Here is an 18,220-nt window from a genome sequence, read left to right as displayed (position 1 = left end):
AAATGGAAAAAACTCTTCGTGTGAAGAGCTCCTGCTTAATGTTTTCTTAAAGGACAGACGAATCACCCTCAATTTGATTGAGGATATCACTGCAGCCGATTTCTGTCAATGAATCAATACATACAAGAAGCTGCGAATTGTATATGGGCATACCTATTTATAAACAAAAAAGAGCGGAACATCCCGCCAGATCATAAATCTTTTGGAATGCCCCGCATTATTTTTTCTTTACGATTTCTTCGAGCTTCGCACAAACACCTTAATAATCTCATTAATAAGAAGCGGAATCAGCGCCAGTCCAATGACGAGGCCCCAGTCTGCAAAAGAAAGATTGTGCACTTTAAATGCATTTGCCAAGAATGGAACGCTGATTGAAATGTATTGCAGCAGCAGACCTGCCACAACCGCACCGACCAGCAGCTTGTTAGAGAACACTCCAATCTGGAAAATAGACTTCGTTGCACTTCTCTTCGAAAAAGCATAAAACAGCTGGGAAGCGGCAAGAACGACAAAGGCCATCGTCCGTGCATAGGTCATGGCATCATCCGGAATCTGATCTGAACCCAAGGAGTATCCAAACTCCTGTAATCCCAAATGGAAAGCGAATAGGGTTAATCCACCGATCAGAACACCGCCAATAACGGCATTGATCGCTGCACCGCCTGCGAAAAAGCTTTCTTTCGGGTCTCTCGGCTTCCTCTTCATCACATCTTCTTCGCCAGGGTCCACACCAAGCGCAATCGCCGGCAGTGTATCTGTCACCAGGTTAATCCAGAGAATCTGCGTGGCAAGCAGCGGGAGCGGCCAGAAGAACAAGATGGATAAAAGAATCGCGATAACCTCACCAAAGTTACATGCCAGCAGGAACGTAACCGTCTTCCGGATATTGGCATAGATGTTTCTGCCTTCCTTGATCGCCGCAACGATCGTTGTGAAGTTATCATCCGTCAGGATCATATCGCTTGCGCCCTTCGATACATCGGTTCCGGTAATACCCATCGCCACGCCAATGTCGGCATTCTTCAAGGAAGGCGCATCGTTCACCCCATCACCTGTCATGGACACGATATTCCCCTGAGCTCTGTAAGCCTTGACAATCTTCACTTTATGCTCAGGTGAGACACGTGCAAATACCCGAATATCCTTGATCTTCCGGGCAAAAGCCTCATCGGGCAGCTCGTCAATTTCCGCACCCGTCATACTCTGATTAATGGAGGAGGCGATGTCCAGCTCCTTGGCAATAGCAACAGCTGTATTCTTATGGTCACCTGTAATCATGATCGGCGTAATTCCTGCCATTTTTGCCTCGCGGATCGAATCCTTCACTTCAATTCTCGGCGGATCAATCATACCCACGAAGCCAAGGAACGTAAGCTCCTTCTCCATCTCTTCCGGATCCAAAAGCTCCTCTGTATCCTTAAAGGCTGCAGCCAGCACCCTCAAGGCTTCATCCGACATCTCTTCCGCAGCCTTCAGATATTGCTGCTTCAGCTCTTCCGTTAAAGGAACAACCTCTCCGCCCACGACAGCAGAGGTGGAAATTTGCAGCAGCTGGTCAATGGCTCCCTTTGTATGTACACGGTAGCCCTTACGTGTCTTGTTCAAGGTGGACATAAGCTTTCGGTCAGAATCAAACGGCTTTTCGGACACCCTCTTGTATTCGGCTTCCAGCGATTTTTTCAGAATGCTGTTCTTTTCACCGTATACGACTAATGCCACCTCGGTCGGGTCACCCGTGCCATGTCCATTCTCATAAGTTGCATCTGAACATAACACAAAGGCTTTGATCAGCTCAACCGGAGGCTCTGCGCCTAACGGTGCAGCCGTGTAGTGCTTCACGACCGTCATTTTATTCTGGGTCAGCGTTCCTGTCTTATCTGAGCAGATAATATTGACAGAACCCAGCGTCTCCACAGCCGGCAGCTTCTTGACAATGGCGTTGATCTTGGACATTCTCGTCACACCAAGAGCAAGCACGATGGCCACAATCGCCGGGAGTCCTTCTGGAATCGCCGCAACCGCGAGACTGATCGATGTCAGGAACAACTCAAACAGATCCCGCTTTTGAATGAGCCCAATGACAAAAATAACGACGCATATGCCGATGGCAATAAGGCCCAGAATTTTACCAAGCTCCTCTAGCTTCTTCTGCAGCGGAGTCATTTCCTGAGTATCTTCATCCAAAATCCCGGCAATTTTACCCATTTCTGTATTCATCGCCGTACCTACAACTACACCCTCGCCCCTACCATAGGTCACCAGGGTGGACATGAAGGCCATATTGGACATATCTCCAATTGGCGTCTTGGGGTCTTCAAGAATCGCTTCGGCATTTTTATCTGAAGGTACGGATTCTCCCGTTAAGGCAGACTCCTCAATCTGAAGGTTCGCACTCTCAGTCAGCCTAATATCAGCCGGGATATACCGGCCCGCATCCAGAATTACAATATCCCCCGGAACAATTTCCACGGAATCGATTTCCTTTACTTCACCGTCACGCCTCACGAGCGTCCTCGGGGTTGTCATTTGCTGCAGAGCTTCAATGGCTTTCCCTGCTTTATGTTCTTGAAACACGCCAATTGCTGCGTTCAGCAGCACGACGAACAGAATAATGACTGCATCCATGTATTCCCCGACAATAACAGTAATCACAGCAGCGCCGAGGAGCACATAAATGAGCATATCTTTCAGCTGTTCAAAAAACAGTGCCACCATACTTTTCTTAGGTTTGCCCTTCAGCTGGTTCGGACCGAATTGCTCCAGCTTGGATCGCGCTTCTTCCGAGGTCAGACCACGTTCAGGACTTACCTGGAAGCTGTTTAGAACTTCTTCCTTGGTTTTCGAATACCACATCACGGACACCTCTGTTTTGTTGTTAAATAAATAGTACTAAAGGTATTGTAAACTTAGCGGAGCAAAATTAACCTTACTTCAGCGATAATTAACAGATCCTCCACACAATTGTCCTTATGTAATATCCAGAAGCTGTAAACTCCTCCATCATCATAAAAAATAAAGCAGGAATGTTCTTCAAGGAAGATCGTTCCTGCCCACATTAAGAAAAGCACCTCTTTTTTATAATCCCAGCTGCTTTCCTCGCTCGAGCCGATGAATCTGCTGTTCACCGCTATCCGCCAGTTCCCTGAATTGATTAATCGTTTCCCGCATTTTAGGGAGCGCTTCCTGCTTGTAAGTACTGATCGAATCCAGCGCGGATAACACGTCCGAGAAGGCTTGCTTTAAAGTATCCACGGATACACTCGTTTCAAGCGATTGCTTGTGGATCGCGGCCCCCTGCTCTTTCAGCATTTTGGAGGTACCGCTGATTAGATTGTCTGTTGTCTGATTCAGCAGCTCGATCTTCTTCAGTACAATTCTCTGATTGTACAGCGCACTTGCTACAGTCACTGAAATTTTTAGAGCGGATACCGTCACATTTCTTGCCCGGTCTACCCCTCGGATAAGCTCTTTATTATTCCTTATAACGACTTCGATCGCCATAATCCCCTGCTGGTTCACAACCAGCATTTGCTGAAGATCCATCACGCGCTGGCGCAGCGGGAACAACACCTCTTCGGTGATGAACCGGATTTTATCCTCGGATTCCTGACGCAGCTTGGCGGCTTCGATCTGGGATTCTATCTCGGTATCCATAAGCATCCCAAGCTGGATTTCCTTTTGAAGCTTCTTGGTGAGGTCACGCATCGCTTGCTGCTCAATTTCCAAGGTCGTATTGTCATTCCGTAATACGTTCTTTCCTTTATCCAGCGATACAATAATGTCAGAGATGACCGAATCCGCCCTCTGATACTTGGCAAAATAACTGCGCAGCGGGTTAAAGAACTTGCCTAATATGCCGCTCTTGGCAAAATCGATAACACTCGGGTCTAAATCTTTTAACTGAAGCTGCAGCTCGGTTAATCCTTTCGCGACTTGCCCGCCTTCATCTCCGGTTTTGGAAAGATTGCCGACCGACACCTGCAGCAAGGAATTCTTCTCCGAGGAAGCCCTCATCGTATTCATGCCGAAGCTATCGATGGACTGTAGTACCTGCTTCCGTTTCTCCAACGAATCCATATCCAGTTCAAGAATCGTCTGTACATTGTTAGACGCAAGTTCTTTCAGCTGTTTAACTTCCTCCGGCTCCGGCTTCACCTGCTCTTCAATAGCTGTCTTGAGCTTCTCTTCATTAATGACCTCCATCGTAAATGACACCTGTTAACCCCTCCCTAATTGTGTTATGAGCTATATCCAAACAGCTAGACCCAATTACATCTGAACATTAAGCAGTTGACTGATCTTGTAAACAACATCGTCTGTATCTGCATTGATGCTGGCTGCTTCGTTGATGCTGGAGATGCTTTGCAGTGCCTTAATATTGGCGTTGTAACCGATGGTATAGACCGGGATTTTGAAGGTTTCGATGAGTCCTCTTATATCTTCAAGCGAATGTCCTTTATTCGTCTCCCCGTCACTAAGCACAAAAATAATCGGTTTCACATCCGGATTCTGCGCGATCTCATCCTGAAGCATCTTCATCGCAACCACAATTCCATCAAAAGTAGCCGTTCCTCCGCCAGCCTGAAGACTGTTAATTGCCCCTACGAACATGGACTGCTGATTCGTATCATATTTTCCGATCGGAAGTTTAATGGACACCTTATCGGAATAAGAGACAAAGCCAATGCTGTTGTCACTGCCGAGGTATTTTTGCCCCGTTATCAGAGACTCCTTCAAACGATTAATCGGTTCGCCATCCATACTGCCGGATACATCCGCTACGAACACGGCCGCAACCGGCTTGCTGCCATCCTTCTTCTCCTTCCACAGCTTCTGTGCAGAAGGCAAGATACTGCTCTCCACAGCATCCAATCCCATCTCCGGCTCGTAGTCATTAAGCCCGTTAAAGCCTTTTTCTTCAGCTAACTTTTGGTATTTCTCCTGTTCTACAAACTCGGCAAATTTCTTAATAATAACAACCTTTTCCTCCGGCACATCCCCAACCGCATACAACGGGCTGTCATGCCTTACACCAAAAGGAGTAAACACATACCCGGTCTTCAGATCGGCTGCATTCACAGAGGTCTGGTATTCGAGAACAAAAGCGTCCAGCTTACCGGACTTCGCCGCATCACGCATCTGGATTGTGGTTGACGCAATGAAGGGAACATTGGCCTGAAACCTTTCAAATTCCTGAACTGCCTTTTCCCCGAGCATATCGTCGCTGTCAAAGGTCCGCAGCGCAGTTACAAGGAAGTTAAGGCCTGTTGAGCTTGCAAATGGATCGGTATAACCCATAGATAATTCATTTGCGGCAATCGCATCCGTCAGCGTCTTGATATTTAACGAGCCGTACTTTTGGATGATGGCATCATATTTGTCCTTCTTGGTCACGACTCCCGTTACATTACCAACAAGCCGCTTGGATACAAGCTGAATGCTGACACCGCTCTCTTTCACCATCTCCCCCCACAGCTCATTGGAAGGCGTATATGCATCCGGCACATATTTACCGGATATGATGTAATCCTTCGCTGTACCGGAAGCAACATTGCGGATCTTTACAGACACCGGCTTGCCGTTCACCACCGTATTCGACTTGTTAAACTCCTCTGCAACTTCATTCAGCCACCCATCGATGCCCGTTCCCGCTTTCTCCGGTGAGGAGAAAATTTCAACGAAGCTGTCTGTTGTATTCTCCACGGTAACCGGGTGCTTCGAAATATCAGGCAGTGAATCTGCAACCGATACCGGGTCCAGATCGATCTGTCCCTTGATCGGTTCAGCTGTCGTGACTGAAATTTTGCCATACATCTTACTCAGCTTCTTGGCTGCGTCCTCCGAGCTTACCTCAGACTGGCTTTTTCCTAAATTAGATGTGAAATTAATTCCGGCATATACAAGAATAAATACAACAACGGCAATCGAAGCTAGTACCAGAAAGGCTTTGCCTTTGCTCCCCATGCCAATCCCCCTCTCATTGCTTATATAGTTTAGTATGATTAATCAACAAATCGATCTCCTTCATGCAGGGCATCTCATCAATCTCTTTATACTCAATGCTGCCTAATAAAGATATTTCCAGCAGCAGCTGATCCAGCTTCAGCAGAATCTCTTCATTACCGTCAAGATAACCGGCGACATAGGCCAGGTATTCCTCGTATAACGCAGCCTTCTGCTGCATCACTTTTGCAGACCGCTGTGTTGATATTCGCTGGTCATCCAGACTTGAGAAATCAGAAGCACTGAAGACTCCGAGCTTGTTCAGCATTCCCGTGATATTGAGATAGAACAGCTTCTCTACCTCCGTAATCACAGAATGGAACTTCTTATAGCTCAGCTCTGCAGGTTCAAACCGCTGACGAAGGACAACAAGCAGGGTGAGCTTCTTCTTCTCAATCCGCTCCAACTGATCCAGGGCTTGTGCGATTTCATTCTTTAATACCTTCACATTGCGATAACGCTGAACTGCCGCTATGTATTCCTCACGTGATTTCAGATCCCTCACAGGGGCCAGGACAGGCCGTTTAAACAATAGAGCATAACTGCCATACAGCAGGATCAGAAGACTCATAAATAATACCGTTACGCCAAAAGCAGACTGGAGCGCATTGTCCCCTCCGATTTCCACGCCTATCAATCCCGGTGACAATACCACAATATTAAGAATTGCAATTCCAGCTGCCAGCAAGACCAGCTTCATGGCATTCGGGCCATTCACAAACAAACACCTCCCCCACTAGTTCCTACATAATTCCTTCTGTGCGTACAACGGTTCATATCCCCAGGCAAGTGATTGTTGAATATAACACATAATACGTAACAATTGGAAGTTAGATGCATTTTACTGCAATCTCGAATGTTACTCGTTATGTAGCAGAATTGAATTTTCTCTATTATAAAGGAAAATATCACAAATTAGCTCGTAATGGTGAAATTTAGGATATACAAGAATCCCATCCGATAAAAAATAAGCTTCACTGGTTACCAGTGAAGCAGCAGCGGGACGATCCATTCCCGGAATACGTCTGTTTTATGCCGATCCTTCTTGCGTTTATCCTCCGTCAGTACGATAACCGTCTCCAGCTGTGGAACCACATAGATAAACTGGCCGCCGAAACCGCGGGCGTAAAAGTAATCTATGGATAAATTGGGAGCTTGTCCATCCGCATTCACCGGTGAGGTAAATGCATCGACCCACCAATGCCAGCCATACCCGCCAGACCGGGGCGGCTCAGCTGTAATATAGTGCTGGACAGACCGCTGAACCAGTTCGGCGGATATGAGCTGTTTATCCCCCCATCGTCCTTGCTGCAGGTAGAGCTGCCCGAACTTCAACAGGTCACCGGGAATCATTCGTAAGCCATAACCGCCGGTGTGTACGCCCTGCGGATCGGCCTCCCATTCATAGTTTTCGATACCAAGCGGCCCGAATAAGTTCAGTTCCGCGAACCTTGCGGTTGTCATGCCGGTGGCTTTGCAAAGGATCGCAGACAGCATCTGTGATACACCGGAATTGTATTCAAAACGTGTGCCGGGTATATCAGATAACGGCTGCTCCAAGACAAAATCGACCCAGTGCGGTGATCTGGTCATTCGGGGAAAGGATTTCTGCCCGCCGAATTCCGTCCATTGGAAGCCGGCTGTCATCGTCAGCAGATGCTCCAATGTGATCTGTTGTTTGCGCCTGTCGTCAGATGCGGCAAGCTGAGGAAAGAATTCCGCCGCCGGTGTCGGTACCTCCGGAATAAGCCCGCGGTCCATACCGATACAGAATAGTGCAGAAACGATGCTCTTGGTACAGGAATTAATCTTGGCAGGCTCGTCCTTGGCCCGCTGATCCCGATAATATTCAAAAACGGTCGCTCCATGCCGGCTGATAAGGCAGCTTCTTAGATCGATGGAGGAGACTGACTTTTGCAGATGATCTAAATCCATGTCCTAACTTCCTTTATGCTGAACTGGGTGCCTTGAAACGGCGCCTGTTATATTTTTATGCGATATAACTATGATGTCACGCCTATTGTCTAATGTCCATTAGTGCAAAACTCCGGGAGGCTGCGATTCAACGATATTAATTGTCGTACTCGGTGGCTGTATGCAGATTAAATGTCTGGCGGGTTAATGATTTTCCATCCATCCCTAACACCTGAACGTCAATATGATTATGGAGGATCTGGCCTTTGATATTCCACTTCAGCGACCAGCCATCTTCTCCATCGATATCATACCCTATTAACTCCCGTTCTTTGCCAACCTCCGTACCCGTAGGAGCAGACCAAAACAGAACGGTATCAGCATGATCCGCTTCCACATTGATCGTTAATGTCTCCGCATCTTGAGGGACCACCCACCATCCACCGTCCTCCTTGGCATCGATATGGACCTTATTAATCTTCACCTCTGTATTGATATGGACTAATTCGGTAGGAGCCTCTGACTTCGATTGATCTGGAATCGCCTCAGGCTCACTGCTTTGGGAACAAGCGGATAGCAGAAGCATGATAAGTACTATCCTAAGCGCCGATATTTGGGTTTGAGTATTCGTTCTTTTAAGGTCATGCACTGCGTTTAAACTCCTTTTCCTTGAACTGACTTGTCTTTAAATACTAGAACTCATAACAAGAAGCTAAAGTTATATAAATGAATAAAAAAATTATCAACAATACTCACTCTTTCGCGGAAAGTAATCATTGATTTACCCAAGTGATTCTAATAACATTAAACATTATAATGTTATAACTTTTAGTATGCTATGAAAATATGGTTGCAGGGGGATTTCATAATGAAATTTCGTTTCGAGGGCAATATTTCGGATATCATGCCCGGTGTTCAACTGCTCTTGCCTGAGCTTGGCATAGAGATAAGTGAAGACGGTATTCCTGTTCACGTTGAAGGATCGAAAGGCGATCTCGAGGTCGGATTTGAGGGAAGCCAAGCTTATATCCGTTATGGGAGAAAGCATCAGTTCTTCCGCGGCCTTGGACTCCTCATTCAGCACAGCCGCAAGAGCGACTCATTCCACATTCAAGAGAAACAGCAGTTTGATAACATCGGACCGATGTTCGACCTGTCCCGTAACGCCGTGCTCACCGTGGACAGCTTCAAGCTTATGCTGAACAAAATGGCGCTAATGGGCATGAGCACCGTCATGCTGTATATGGAGGATACATACGAAATTGCAGATGAACCTTATTTCGGATACATGAGAGGTCGCTACTCCCATGAAGAATTGAAGGAGATTGACGATTATGCGGATCAATTCGGGATTGAGGCCTTCCCAAGCATCCAGACCCTTGCTCATCTCGAGGAATTCCTGAAATGGGAGCCGGTCAGACATTACAAGGATACGAAAGGGGCTCTATTGGTCGGAAGTGAACAGACCCATTCACTGATCGAGAGAATGATCGATGCCGCAAGCGCACCATTCCGCAGCAAAAAGATTCATGATACAGCCCTGCAGGTATGTAAAAAGGAAGGCATCCGCGAGGTATACGCAACGATGTGGGGAGACGACGGTAATGAAGGAAATCCTTTTGCCGCGCTGCTTGGTTTACAGCTCTATGCCGAGCATGCTTACACAGAGGAGAAGCCAACTCAAGCTGGGAGGTCATCGACATCCGTTACAGCGGTGTGATTGGCCGTTTAGATACCGCGTCGCTTCGAATTCTTGACTATGTAGAAGGCCGTATACCGAGAATCGAAGAGCTGGAGCAGGAACGATTGGTGTACAGCACAACGAACCGTTTCAACAACAAGGGCGTTGGCTGGTGCAGCTTCTATTACCGCATGGCTTCGCCAAATGTGTTCTATCATGTGCTGAATCCGTTTTGAACCAGCACGAATATCCTGGCGGCTGCTGACGCATACTAGAACAGCCTATTTCAGCATTATAAGGAGGAGCTTTCCATTGAGTACAAACCAACCAGACAAGAATCTGATCAACACGGTAAAAGACCTGGAATCAACCCCCGTAAACAGCCTGGATGCGCAGCAGCAGCAGCAAGCCCGTAACGATCGCCGTAAAGCATCCCAGCATGACAGCAATGGCAAGTATAAGGAAAGTGAGTCTGACAACTTTCACTAGAAAGCAATAACGAACCCCAGGGTAACACCCGGCTTTGTCCTTAAAAAATACCCCGGAGCTCTTGCAGCTCCGGGGTATTGTATCCTGCTGAGCAAAAAGAATCAGCACTGGACTATTCAGCTTAGCTCAATTTCTGACCGCAGTTCGGGCAGAAATTAGCCCCTTCATTCTTCGCACCGCAGTTTGGACAAAAATTAGGCTTCTTGTTTCCGTCAGATGCAGATGAGGCGGACGCTGATTGCGATGAGTTATTTGCGGGATTTTGGCCTTGATTCTGCCCCTGTCCCTGATTCTGCCCCTGGTTCATATTCTTCATCATCTCATTCGCCATGTTCATGCCCATCATCATGCCTGCCATATCAGAAGCAGCTCCCCCGCCTTGCACCTTACCGGAAGCGATACCATCGGTCATGCTCACCTGCTGGTATTTCTGCAGGTTGCCGATCATCTCGTGGGATGCGGTCTTCGTAATCATGTCCTGGATCTCTTTCGGGTAGTTGAAGCTCATGATCTGGAATCCTGTAATCGTCATCCCGTTACCCATCATCTGCATATCCAGATCCTCTTGAATACCCTTGGCAATATCCGAAGCGTTAGCCTGCAGGTTAAACATATCCTTGCCTTCCCGGCTAATCCACTTCATCAGCAGCTGATCCAGCACGGAGGTAATCCGTATCTTCACATCCTCCACCAGATAGCTGTTCTTCATTCCGGCCACCTTATCAATGAGCGTCACATAATCCGACACTTTGAAATTGAAGGTACCGTTCGCGCGGATCGGCATACCGCCTGGAAGCTGCGGCGTCGGGATCAGAACCGGGCTCTGTGTTCCCCATCTAACCGTGAACTCCTTCGTGTTGACGAATAACACTTCCACCCGCATTCCACTGTTGAAGCCAAATTTAAACCCTTTTAATGTAGATAGAAACGGAATGATTTCCGAGTCGATGTTATACGTTCCCTCATCCTCAAAAATTCCTTCAATTTTGCCGTTATTCACGAAGATCGCGTCTTGGCCGGAGCGGATAATCAGTTTACTTCCTTTTTTAATTTCACGGTTGCTCCATTTCCAGAAGATCATATCATCTCTAAACTCTTCCCATTCCACCACGTTCGAAAATTGATTTTTAAAAAATCCCATACCTGTTCATCCCTCTCCTTAAAATTTTCCGCTGCTGCTGCTGTGCGAGTGTCCGCCTCTGGAGATGCCTCCACCGCCACCGCCTGAGCCGCCGCCCGTATTGCGTTCAATCTTCCGCTTCGTTGTCGTTGTGTGCAAATAACGATCCTCATGCGCCAGAATTCCTGATGTGCTTGTATCCTCATAGGTTCGGCGAGTGACGGTTACACGGCCTCCGGAACGATAAGCCATTACAAATACGGCAATACCTCCAATCACCACTGCTCCTCCGAGCTGAAACCAAATATTAAACAGTATATTGTCCGGATTGACGCCGGGCTTGAAGCCCATATAACGATGAGCTGTCTTAATATATTGTTCAAAAGCTAAGCGGTAATCGCCACTCGAGAGTGCCGGTGTAATTTTGTTACGTATTTTATCCAGTCTGCCGCTGTCCAGATATTCCTCAGCTTTATAGTAACCTTCCAGGTGTACATCCCTGGTAGCCATCACTATAGTCAGGATGACGGCATTTCCATGCTTCTTATCATAGCCGGGTCCGTATTCATCATAGAAATCCTCTGTCATTTGCTCATAGTCATCGTTTGGAGCGCTGTCAGCCGTAAGGATGATGATATCCGTTTCGCGATCCGCTCCGTATTCATTAGCGAGCTCATTCAGCTCATTCTTCTCTTCCTGGGTAAGCAGCTCCGCGTTATCAAAGATTAACTGTTTGGTTTCCGGCGCAGCTGCTGTCATGCCAGCTGGAGCGACTCCATAAACAAATAGAATGACCAGCAGAGTCAGCACGACTCTGCATTTTCTTATACTCACCAGAATCCGCCCCCCATCATCCAGGATATCAGCTTCAGGGACAGAAACGAGACGCCCGATATCCCTGCGAACCATCCTGCTACCTTCGCTCGGCTAATTGGAGGCTTGCCAACAACCTTGCCTGTCTGACCATTCATCGCAAAGGTGTGCTCTGCCTTATTGTAATCATAATGCACCATCCAGACCGGAAGCAGCACGTAATCCGCCTTTTTCATCGTGGTATCAATCTGCTTGTTCGTGTAACTAACCGTGGTATAACCGGATACCGCAGATGAGATATATGCATCGATATAGCCTTTGATTTTTTCCTTGGACCGCGGGAACAGCTGCTGCCCGTCGTAGCTGTATTTTTCCGCTATATAACCTGCCAGATACGGCGTCTTAAAATTCTTTAGCTGCTCGTACGGAAAAGGCTCCAGTTTATCCATCAGCTCGTCATTCATTTTCTCCGAGGCATCAATCGGTACCTTTACATAATTGAGACGAATTTTACGGTAGATGTCATAATGCTTCGTCTCCGTATACTGGTATTCTCCTCTCGTATAGGTCCTTACCCTTGTGCCATGAGCAAAAACCTCCACTTTGTTATGTAAATCGTATAACCAGAATGGAACATAAATCCCGGTAATCCCTTTAATTCGGTCCGCCGTCATAAATCCGCTCGGTGTCAGAAGGCCGTTCTTGCACCACTTTTTGAAAGCCTGCATCGCTTCTTCCTTACTGATTGAAAAAGGTATCACTTTCGCTGGAGCCAGCTTCCCCGTCAGTCTATCGCCAAGGACCACAGCCGATCCGCAAAAGCTGCAGGAGGTAGCCGCCGTTTCGGCATCCGTCATAATAACCGCTCCGCAGCTGGTACAGTGATATTCCTTCGCTTCGTCTTCCGTAAACACATTCGTCTCAATCGGATCGGACATATTCTCGATATCATCTTTTCTGCCGCAGCTTGGACAAGACAGTGTTCCTGTTTCGCTGTCAAAAACCATACCGCTGCCGCAGTTCGGACATTTGTATTCAATAACCGGCATCTTCTCACCCCGATAACAAAAAGAAATAGTTATGCTAGTCTTTCTTATCCATTCGAGCTTTCATGGCAGCCAATTCGTCTTCGGTCGTTACCTGGTAATTCTGATCTTTCTCCAATTGGGCAATCAGATCGTCCAGATCATCTTCCTTCTTGCCTGCTCTAAGCTCGGCCAGTGCCATGGCTTCATTCAAGGCAAGGCTCGCCTTCTCCTCCATCGCATCAAAGGCAGCACTCACACCGCCTGCTGAGGAATTCCGATCATTCTGTGCCTGCTGTGCCTTCGCATCGGCCATTTTCCCTTTCAGTTCAGCATGACGCGCTTCAAGCTGCCCTATATCCGCTGCAAGCTTTTCGTGCATTTGCTTCATCTTCGCTGCCTTTTCAGCCGCTTGGTCATAGGCCGTCTGCAATTCGCCCAGCTTCTCTGTCTGGACTGCCTTGCGATCCAGAAACTTAAGCGCCTCGCTGTCATTACCTGCTTCCACCGACTTCTCGGCGTACCGCTCCATTTTCCTGATCTCGTCCGCACATTCATCCAGCATTCTCTTCGCTCTTCGCTCATCCGCTGCAACGGATGCCGTCTCGGCCTTTACCTTCCCAAGATCACTGCTTAAACTGCGCATATATTCATCAATCGTCTTCTCTGGATTCTCTGCTTTATGGAGCAGGACATTCATATTCGCGTTCATAATATCCTTAAACCTCGATAAGATTCCCATGATTGGAGACCCTCCTCAACAAATTACTTATCAATAATATACCCTTCATCCAGGCAAAAGGTTTCATAATCAATTCATGCTGAAGCAGAGGATGGCTGAATCCCACTTTAAAATAAAAAAGAAAACACCTGCGAAAGGTGCTTTTTTCTTGATATATAATTTTACCCTTCTTTAAAGCCTTGTTCGATACTTCATTTGCGACGGCTCTTCGTTAGTCGATTATACATAATCAATCCAGCAGCAATCATTCCTATAAATCCAGCGCTTTCAGCCGATTCAGGCGCCATACCGAATAACATGCATATGCTCGCAACCAGGTTTTTCGTAGCGAATGCCACTAAAATCAAAATTATCGGACGCCAAATATTATATCTCATCCCCACACACTCCTGACCCTTCCCATCATGATTCCCATGTTCAACATGATAAGACGATATTAGACACTATTATAGCATGATAGGAATGCGCATACATTGCGCGTTTATATGTTTTTAGAAGAATTTTTCACGAAATCCTTAACATTTCATGTTCCCGTCCGTTATACCTATGAAAGGTGGTGGAGCATGGACACCGAACAGCTCTATGAGCTGCTGCAGCCAAAGCTGTATGAAATTCGAAAATACCTAATCCGCCTTGGCGCCTCTCCATCCGATGCAGAGGATTTGGTGCAGGATACGGTATACAAAGCCTTTTTATATATGGACTCCATAGAAGAAAAGAATTTTAGCGCATGGCTGTATAAGGTAGCAATTAACCAATATTATGACCTCTGCCGTCGAAAAAAATGGATTACCGTACCGATTGACGCCATGGACCTTCCAGCTGCCGAATTACCGGAGGATCCCTTGCTGCTGCTAGAGAAGAAAAAGGAAGTTGAGGCGGTTTTAAATCAGCTCATGCCTCTTCATAAGCAGCTTCTCATTATGAAGTATGAGCTGGAGCTATCGTATAAGGAAATCGGAAAATTGCTCGGTTTGCGTATGGAACATGTTAAAGCGGCGCTCTATCAAGCGAGACAACAGTTTAAACTAAAGTATAGGGGTGAAGTGGGATGAATCATCCTCTTAATCAGCAGGATAAAGGCAATTTCACGAAGGCAATTAAGAGGGCAAAATGGAAATCGACTTTTCGAACGACAATCATATCACTACTTGTCACTGTCATCGTTCTGTTTGGAGCAATGATTGGAAATGCCCATTTAGCGAGCTGGAGTGCTGAACGGGTCTCGAAAAGTGAAAATGCCCTAATGCAAATCACAGGTCCAAATGAAGTGGTAACCGCTCGAAGGAACAACAGTGGATTTTTGTCTGGTACACTACAGACTTATACTGCTAAAGTCATTGAAGGTGCAGTTGTCCCGTGGTCACATAAGGAAACGAAATATAATGTATTCCCCTTCCTCAGCTTTACTTCCCTATCTGGAAGTATCAATCAAAGTCTTTCAGTGCCTGATGCCGACATGCAGGAAAACAGTTATGAGTATAACCGCAGCTTCAATGGATTAAGCGGACAAAGAGAAATGTTATTTTACATACCGAGCATCGACTATAACGACAAAATTCTCAACGATCTTCCCCTGCTTCAGGAGATGAACCCGGCAAAACTAGTGGAAATGGCCATTTCTTTTGATAAGGATTACTCGTTAAGCGAAGTTAAACAATTAATTCCTCCTGGACTAACCCAAACCTGGTATTGGGTAGACACGTATGACAATAAAAAATACTTAGAGTCATATATCGATGGAAACGGAAATAAAAGTTACTCCACTCCGTTCTCAGAATCATGGGTACATGGTTTTGGCATTAACCTATCATCAGAATCATCAATGGAAGTAACGGAGCAGAAGTTCCTGGACGCACTAGAAGCGGGAGTCCGGCTGGAGGGAAATCACCATTATGATTTCAACCGTATCTACAACTACCTAAAGAAAGATAAAGAGAAGCCAGATGCCAGTGATATCCGTGTTTTGGGCGTAGTTGTTACAGGGACTGCGGAAGAGCTTCGAGTATTAAGCGATGAGCCTTACGTAAGAGGCGTTACTTTGGGTGCGGTAGCGGATAAATATTGATCCGAAGAGTAACAAAATATCGAAGCACAGGTCCGAAACAGAATGGACATCCCCTTCAACGAAAAAAGAGGCCGCCCCTTGGTCATCTAGGATGACTGTTGGAACGGCCCTCTACACAAGCCCAAAACATTAGCGGTTCAGTCTTGCCCCTTATTAAAACTTCACAAATGCTTACTTGTTAATATTGAACTTCTTGATGTTATCCTCCAGATCCTTGGAAAGCTCGCTTAACTTGGACAAATAGCTTGCTACATCATCCATCGTAGCGAGCTGCTCCTCAGCCGCAGCGGATACATCCTGGGTAATCGCAGCATTTTCCTCTGTAATAGCGGAAATGTTCGTAAAGACATCCATAAGTTCATTACGCTTTTCAATCATCAATTGAATATATTCGTCCACCTGGCCTGCTTTATTCGTCTGGCTGTCTACAGACTCCATAATTTCGTTAAAGATAGACTCCGTTTCCCGAACGGCCGTTTCCTGATCCATAAACAATTCCCGGGAAGTTCCGATCGATTGAACTGCAGCTCCCACCTGATTGTTTACATTCGTAATAATATGACCGATGTCATTCACCGCAGAAGCTGACTGCTCCGCAAGCTTACGGATCTCGGATGCCACAACAGAGAAGCCCCGCCCATGCTCGCCTGCTCTTGCAGCCTCAATGGATGCATTCAGAGCCAGCAAGTTAGTCTGTCTCGAAATCTCTAGAATTGTAATCAGGATGGAGCTGATTTCTCCTGCGCTGTCACTTACATCCTTAATGGCCTTCGCAGATTCCTCGGAAGATTGCAGTGTCTTGTTAAAGCGCCCAACGAGCTCCTGCACAATGCCTATACCGCGTTGATTCAGCTCCCCGGTGTGATGAGCAAGTGCCAATATTTCCTGTGTAGAATCAGTTACCTGATCAATAGACTCTCCAAGATCATCCACTTTCTCCGAGCCCGCCATAACGGTACTCGCTTCATCGCTGGAAGCCGTCGATAATTGAATGATCGATTCTGTAATTTGTGAAGAAGCCTTCTGAGTCTGATCCAAACTGTCTGTAAGACTAAATGTTGCCCGTGAGACGGTATGCGCTGAACCGGAAATCCCGCCAATCATATTCTGCATATCCTGTTTCATATCATTCAGAGCCCGGACCATATCGCCTACTTCATGTTTCCTGCTCAGCATGGCCTCTGGTATTTCAGTAGCCAGATCACCACTGCCGATCTGCTGCAAATACTGCACAACAGCCTTGATCGGCTTCGTAATTGCACCTGATACCAGCAGGGTGATCCCAACAGCAACAACGGCAATAATGGATGTGATGAGGGCGATCATTGTTCGGATATCTTTAACCGTAGCATCTATTTCGCCTTTGTCCATCATCGCAATATATTTCCAGCCCGTTTCGGGGGAAACATACACGCTGACAGGGACTTGCTTGCCATTCACGGTGATGTGAAAATTCTTGTCTGCCATTTTATCGATGTCGGCAAACTCCTTCACATTCAAATCCTTTAACGTCTTGAAGTTCATCTCCGGCTGCCTAGGATGTGCCAGAATGGTGCCCGTTTGATCGGCCAAAATGACAAAACCGTTATCACCGATCTTAATATCATTGATCATATTGGTCAGTGATTCCAAGCTTACATCGACACCTTGAACACCAACGATATTCCCCTTCTCGTCTTTTATAGTAACGGAAGAGCTGACAATCGGCGTATTTGTGGTAAAAGCTGAATATGCTCCCGAGCGCATCACCTTATCCGGTTGTTCAATAGCCTGGGTATACCATGCTCTGGGTCTTGGATCAAATTGGTCCTTCGAGGTCCCTTCCGGCCACTGTATATATCCGCCATCTTTGGTTCCCATATAAATATAAGCTACATTCGGATGTGTCTTCGCATAATTTAAATAGGAATTGTAAATCTGCGATTCCATACCCGGCTTTTTGGATGGGGTCATCTGAATCGTTCCATCCTTCCCTTTCACATCTACATAAGAGGTGATCGAGCTATCAGCCTTTTTGACATAGGGCAGATTAGCAAAGTATTGAACCGATTCGTTCACCGTTTCAAAATATAAGTTCATTGCATTGCTTACTTGCTTCATTTCCTTATGTGTGGCCTTATAAAAGCTTTTTTCCATATCACTCGTAACCTTTTGGTCCACTACGAATCCTAGTGATAATGTGGACAGCAGGACTAGAACGATCATCGTTACCAACAATTGAATCTTTAAGTTCCACTGCAATTTCCTTCTCAAGTTGTCTCCCCCATTTTTAAGAACTTTGTAATGCGTCTTTACATACTATCGGCAAAATATCGTTTTTTGTTATATCATGTCGAATTATTTTGCTAAAAAATGAGGACTTTTG

The 18,220-nt window shown here is 46.4% G+C and carries 17 protein-coding genes; 5 read left to right on the top strand and 12 right to left on the bottom strand.

What is annotated here, in order from left to right:
* Positions 1–228: 228 nt before the first annotated feature.
* The 6 genes from BN1234_RS01345 to BN1234_RS01320 all read right to left on the bottom strand — a co-directional run bounded on the left by BN1234_RS01345 (position 229) and on the right by BN1234_RS01320 (position 8,503).
* On the bottom strand, positions 229–2,853 hold the full coding sequence (locus tag BN1234_RS01345) for a cation-translocating P-type ATPase (RefSeq protein ID WP_054954862.1): 2,625 nt from the start codon (positions 2,851–2,853) through the stop codon (positions 229–231).
* Between the two features lie 222 nt (positions 2,854–3,075).
* On the bottom strand, positions 3,076–4,215 hold the full coding sequence (locus BN1234_RS01340; RefSeq protein ID WP_054954861.1) for a toxic anion resistance protein: 1,140 nt from the start codon (positions 4,213–4,215) through the stop codon (positions 3,076–3,078).
* A gap of 54 nt (positions 4,216–4,269) precedes the next feature.
* The gene (locus BN1234_RS01335) at positions 4,270–5,964 is read right to left on the bottom strand and encodes a vWA domain-containing protein (protein WP_054954860.1); all 1,695 of its coding nucleotides are present in this window, start codon (positions 5,962–5,964) and stop codon (positions 4,270–4,272) included.
* Positions 5,965–5,977: 13 nt separating this feature from the next.
* Positions 5,978–6,721, bottom strand: coding sequence for a hypothetical protein (locus tag BN1234_RS01330; protein ID WP_054954859.1), 744 nt, complete (start codon positions 6,719–6,721; stop codon positions 5,978–5,980).
* A gap of 263 nt (positions 6,722–6,984) precedes the next feature.
* Positions 6,985–7,938, bottom strand: coding sequence for a serine hydrolase domain-containing protein (locus BN1234_RS01325; protein ID WP_054954858.1), 954 nt, complete (start codon positions 7,936–7,938; stop codon positions 6,985–6,987).
* 136 nt (positions 7,939–8,074) lie between these two features.
* Positions 8,075–8,503: a response regulator gene (locus BN1234_RS01320; RefSeq protein WP_082423055.1), complete on the bottom strand. Its 429-nt coding sequence runs from the start codon at positions 8,501–8,503 to the stop codon at positions 8,075–8,077.
* 282 nt (positions 8,504–8,785) lie between these two features.
* On the opposite strand from BN1234_RS01320, the gene BN1234_RS01315 reads away from it, so the two are divergent.
* The 3 genes from BN1234_RS01315 to BN1234_RS22385 all read left to right on the top strand — a co-directional run bounded on the left by BN1234_RS01315 (position 8,786) and on the right by BN1234_RS22385 (position 10,087).
* Positions 8,786–9,637: a hypothetical protein gene (locus BN1234_RS01315; RefSeq protein WP_054954857.1), complete on the top strand. Its 852-nt coding sequence runs from the start codon at positions 8,786–8,788 to the stop codon at positions 9,635–9,637.
* Positions 9,634–9,834 (top strand): hypothetical protein, encoded by a 201-nt coding sequence (locus BN1234_RS23170; protein ID WP_054954856.1) that lies wholly within the window; start codon positions 9,634–9,636, stop codon positions 9,832–9,834. Before BN1234_RS01315 ends, BN1234_RS23170 begins: the two co-directional genes overlap by 4 nt.
* 76 nt (positions 9,835–9,910) lie before the next feature.
* Complete coding sequence (locus BN1234_RS22385; RefSeq protein WP_170307956.1) at positions 9,911–10,087, top strand: hypothetical protein; 177 nt, start codon at positions 9,911–9,913, stop codon at positions 10,085–10,087.
* Positions 10,088–10,208: 121 nt separating this feature from the next.
* Here the strand turns inward: BN1234_RS22385 and BN1234_RS01305 are convergent, their stop codons facing one another.
* The 5 genes from BN1234_RS01305 to BN1234_RS01285 form a co-directional block, all read right to left on the bottom strand.
* On the bottom strand, positions 10,209–11,228 hold the full coding sequence (locus tag BN1234_RS01305; RefSeq protein WP_054954855.1) for an SPFH domain-containing protein: 1,020 nt from the start codon (positions 11,226–11,228) through the stop codon (positions 10,209–10,211).
* Positions 11,229–11,246: 18 nt separating this feature from the next.
* A complete protein-coding gene (locus tag BN1234_RS01300) occupies positions 11,247–12,035 on the bottom strand; it encodes a TPM domain-containing protein (RefSeq protein ID WP_054954955.1) in 789 nt (262 codons plus the stop codon).
* A gap of 2 nt (positions 12,036–12,037) precedes the next feature.
* Entirely contained in the window at positions 12,038–13,069 is a 1,032-nt protein-coding gene (locus BN1234_RS01295) for a TFIIB-type zinc ribbon-containing protein (RefSeq protein ID WP_054954854.1), read from the bottom strand.
* A 34-nt stretch (positions 13,070–13,103) separates the two neighbouring features.
* Positions 13,104–13,787: a PspA/IM30 family protein gene (locus BN1234_RS01290; protein WP_170307954.1), complete on the bottom strand. Its 684-nt coding sequence runs from the start codon at positions 13,785–13,787 to the stop codon at positions 13,104–13,106.
* Positions 13,788–13,978: 191 nt separating this feature from the next.
* Positions 13,979–14,164: a hypothetical protein gene (locus BN1234_RS01285; RefSeq protein ID WP_054954852.1), complete on the bottom strand. Its 186-nt coding sequence runs from the start codon at positions 14,162–14,164 to the stop codon at positions 13,979–13,981.
* A gap of 186 nt (positions 14,165–14,350) precedes the next feature.
* Between BN1234_RS01285 and BN1234_RS01280 the strand changes: the two genes are divergently transcribed.
* Positions 14,351–14,842 carry an RNA polymerase sigma factor gene (locus tag BN1234_RS01280; RefSeq protein WP_054954851.1) on the top strand — a complete coding sequence of 164 codons (492 nt, stop codon included), beginning with the start codon at positions 14,351–14,353 and terminating at the stop codon, positions 14,840–14,842.
* On the top strand, positions 14,839–15,855 hold the full coding sequence (locus BN1234_RS01275) for an anti-sigma factor (RefSeq protein ID WP_054954850.1): 1,017 nt from the start codon (positions 14,839–14,841) through the stop codon (positions 15,853–15,855). Before BN1234_RS01280 ends, BN1234_RS01275 begins: the two co-directional genes overlap by 4 nt.
* 171 nt (positions 15,856–16,026) lie before the next feature.
* Here the strand turns inward: BN1234_RS01275 and BN1234_RS01270 are convergent, their stop codons facing one another.
* Complete coding sequence (locus BN1234_RS01270) at positions 16,027–18,108, bottom strand: methyl-accepting chemotaxis protein (protein ID WP_054954849.1); 2,082 nt, start codon at positions 18,106–18,108, stop codon at positions 16,027–16,029.
* Positions 18,109–18,220 lie beyond the last annotated feature (112 nt).

This window comes from Paenibacillus dakarensis (assembly GCF_001373415.1).
Lineage (GTDB): Bacteria > Bacillota > Bacilli > Paenibacillales > Paenibacillaceae > Paenibacillus_AQ > Paenibacillus_AQ dakarensis.
The sequence above is the reverse complement of the archived record's forward strand: the minus strand, read 5'-3'. Positions and strand labels throughout refer to the sequence as shown.

What these genes read in the sequence shown, in the direction of transcription:
- BN1234_RS01345 (WP_054954862.1), bottom strand. Translation starts at nt 2,853, where the DNA reads ATGTGGTATTCGAAAACCAAGGAAGAAGTTCTAAACAGCTTCCAGGTA.
- BN1234_RS01335 (WP_054954860.1), bottom strand. Translation starts at nt 5,964, where the DNA reads ATGGGGAGCAAAGGCAAAGCCTTTCTGGTACTAGCTTCGATTGCCGTT.
- BN1234_RS01325 (WP_054954858.1), bottom strand. Translation starts at nt 7,938, where the DNA reads ATGGATTTAGATCATCTGCAAAAGTCAGTCTCCTCCATCGATCTAAGA.
- BN1234_RS01320 (WP_082423055.1), bottom strand. Translation starts at nt 8,503, where the DNA reads ATGCTTCTGCTATCCGCTTGTTCCCAAAGCAGTGAGCCTGAGGCGATT.
- BN1234_RS01315 (WP_054954857.1), top strand. Translation starts at nt 8,786, where the DNA reads ATGAAATTTCGTTTCGAGGGCAATATTTCGGATATCATGCCCGGTGTT.
- BN1234_RS01305 (WP_054954855.1), bottom strand. Translation starts at nt 11,228, where the DNA reads ATGGGATTTTTTAAAAATCAATTTTCGAACGTGGTGGAATGGGAAGAG.
- BN1234_RS01295 (WP_054954854.1), bottom strand. Translation starts at nt 13,069, where the DNA reads ATGCCGGTTATTGAATACAAATGTCCGAACTGCGGCAGCGGTATGGTT.
- BN1234_RS01290 (WP_170307954.1), bottom strand. Translation starts at nt 13,787, where the DNA reads ATGGGAATCTTATCGAGGTTTAAGGATATTATGAACGCGAATATGAAT.
- BN1234_RS01285 (WP_054954852.1), bottom strand. Translation starts at nt 14,164, where the DNA reads ATGAGATATAATATTTGGCGTCCGATAATTTTGATTTTAGTGGCATTC.
- BN1234_RS01280 (WP_054954851.1), top strand. Translation starts at nt 14,351, where the DNA reads ATGGACACCGAACAGCTCTATGAGCTGCTGCAGCCAAAGCTGTATGAA.
- BN1234_RS01275 (WP_054954850.1), top strand. Translation starts at nt 14,839, where the DNA reads ATGAATCATCCTCTTAATCAGCAGGATAAAGGCAATTTCACGAAGGCA.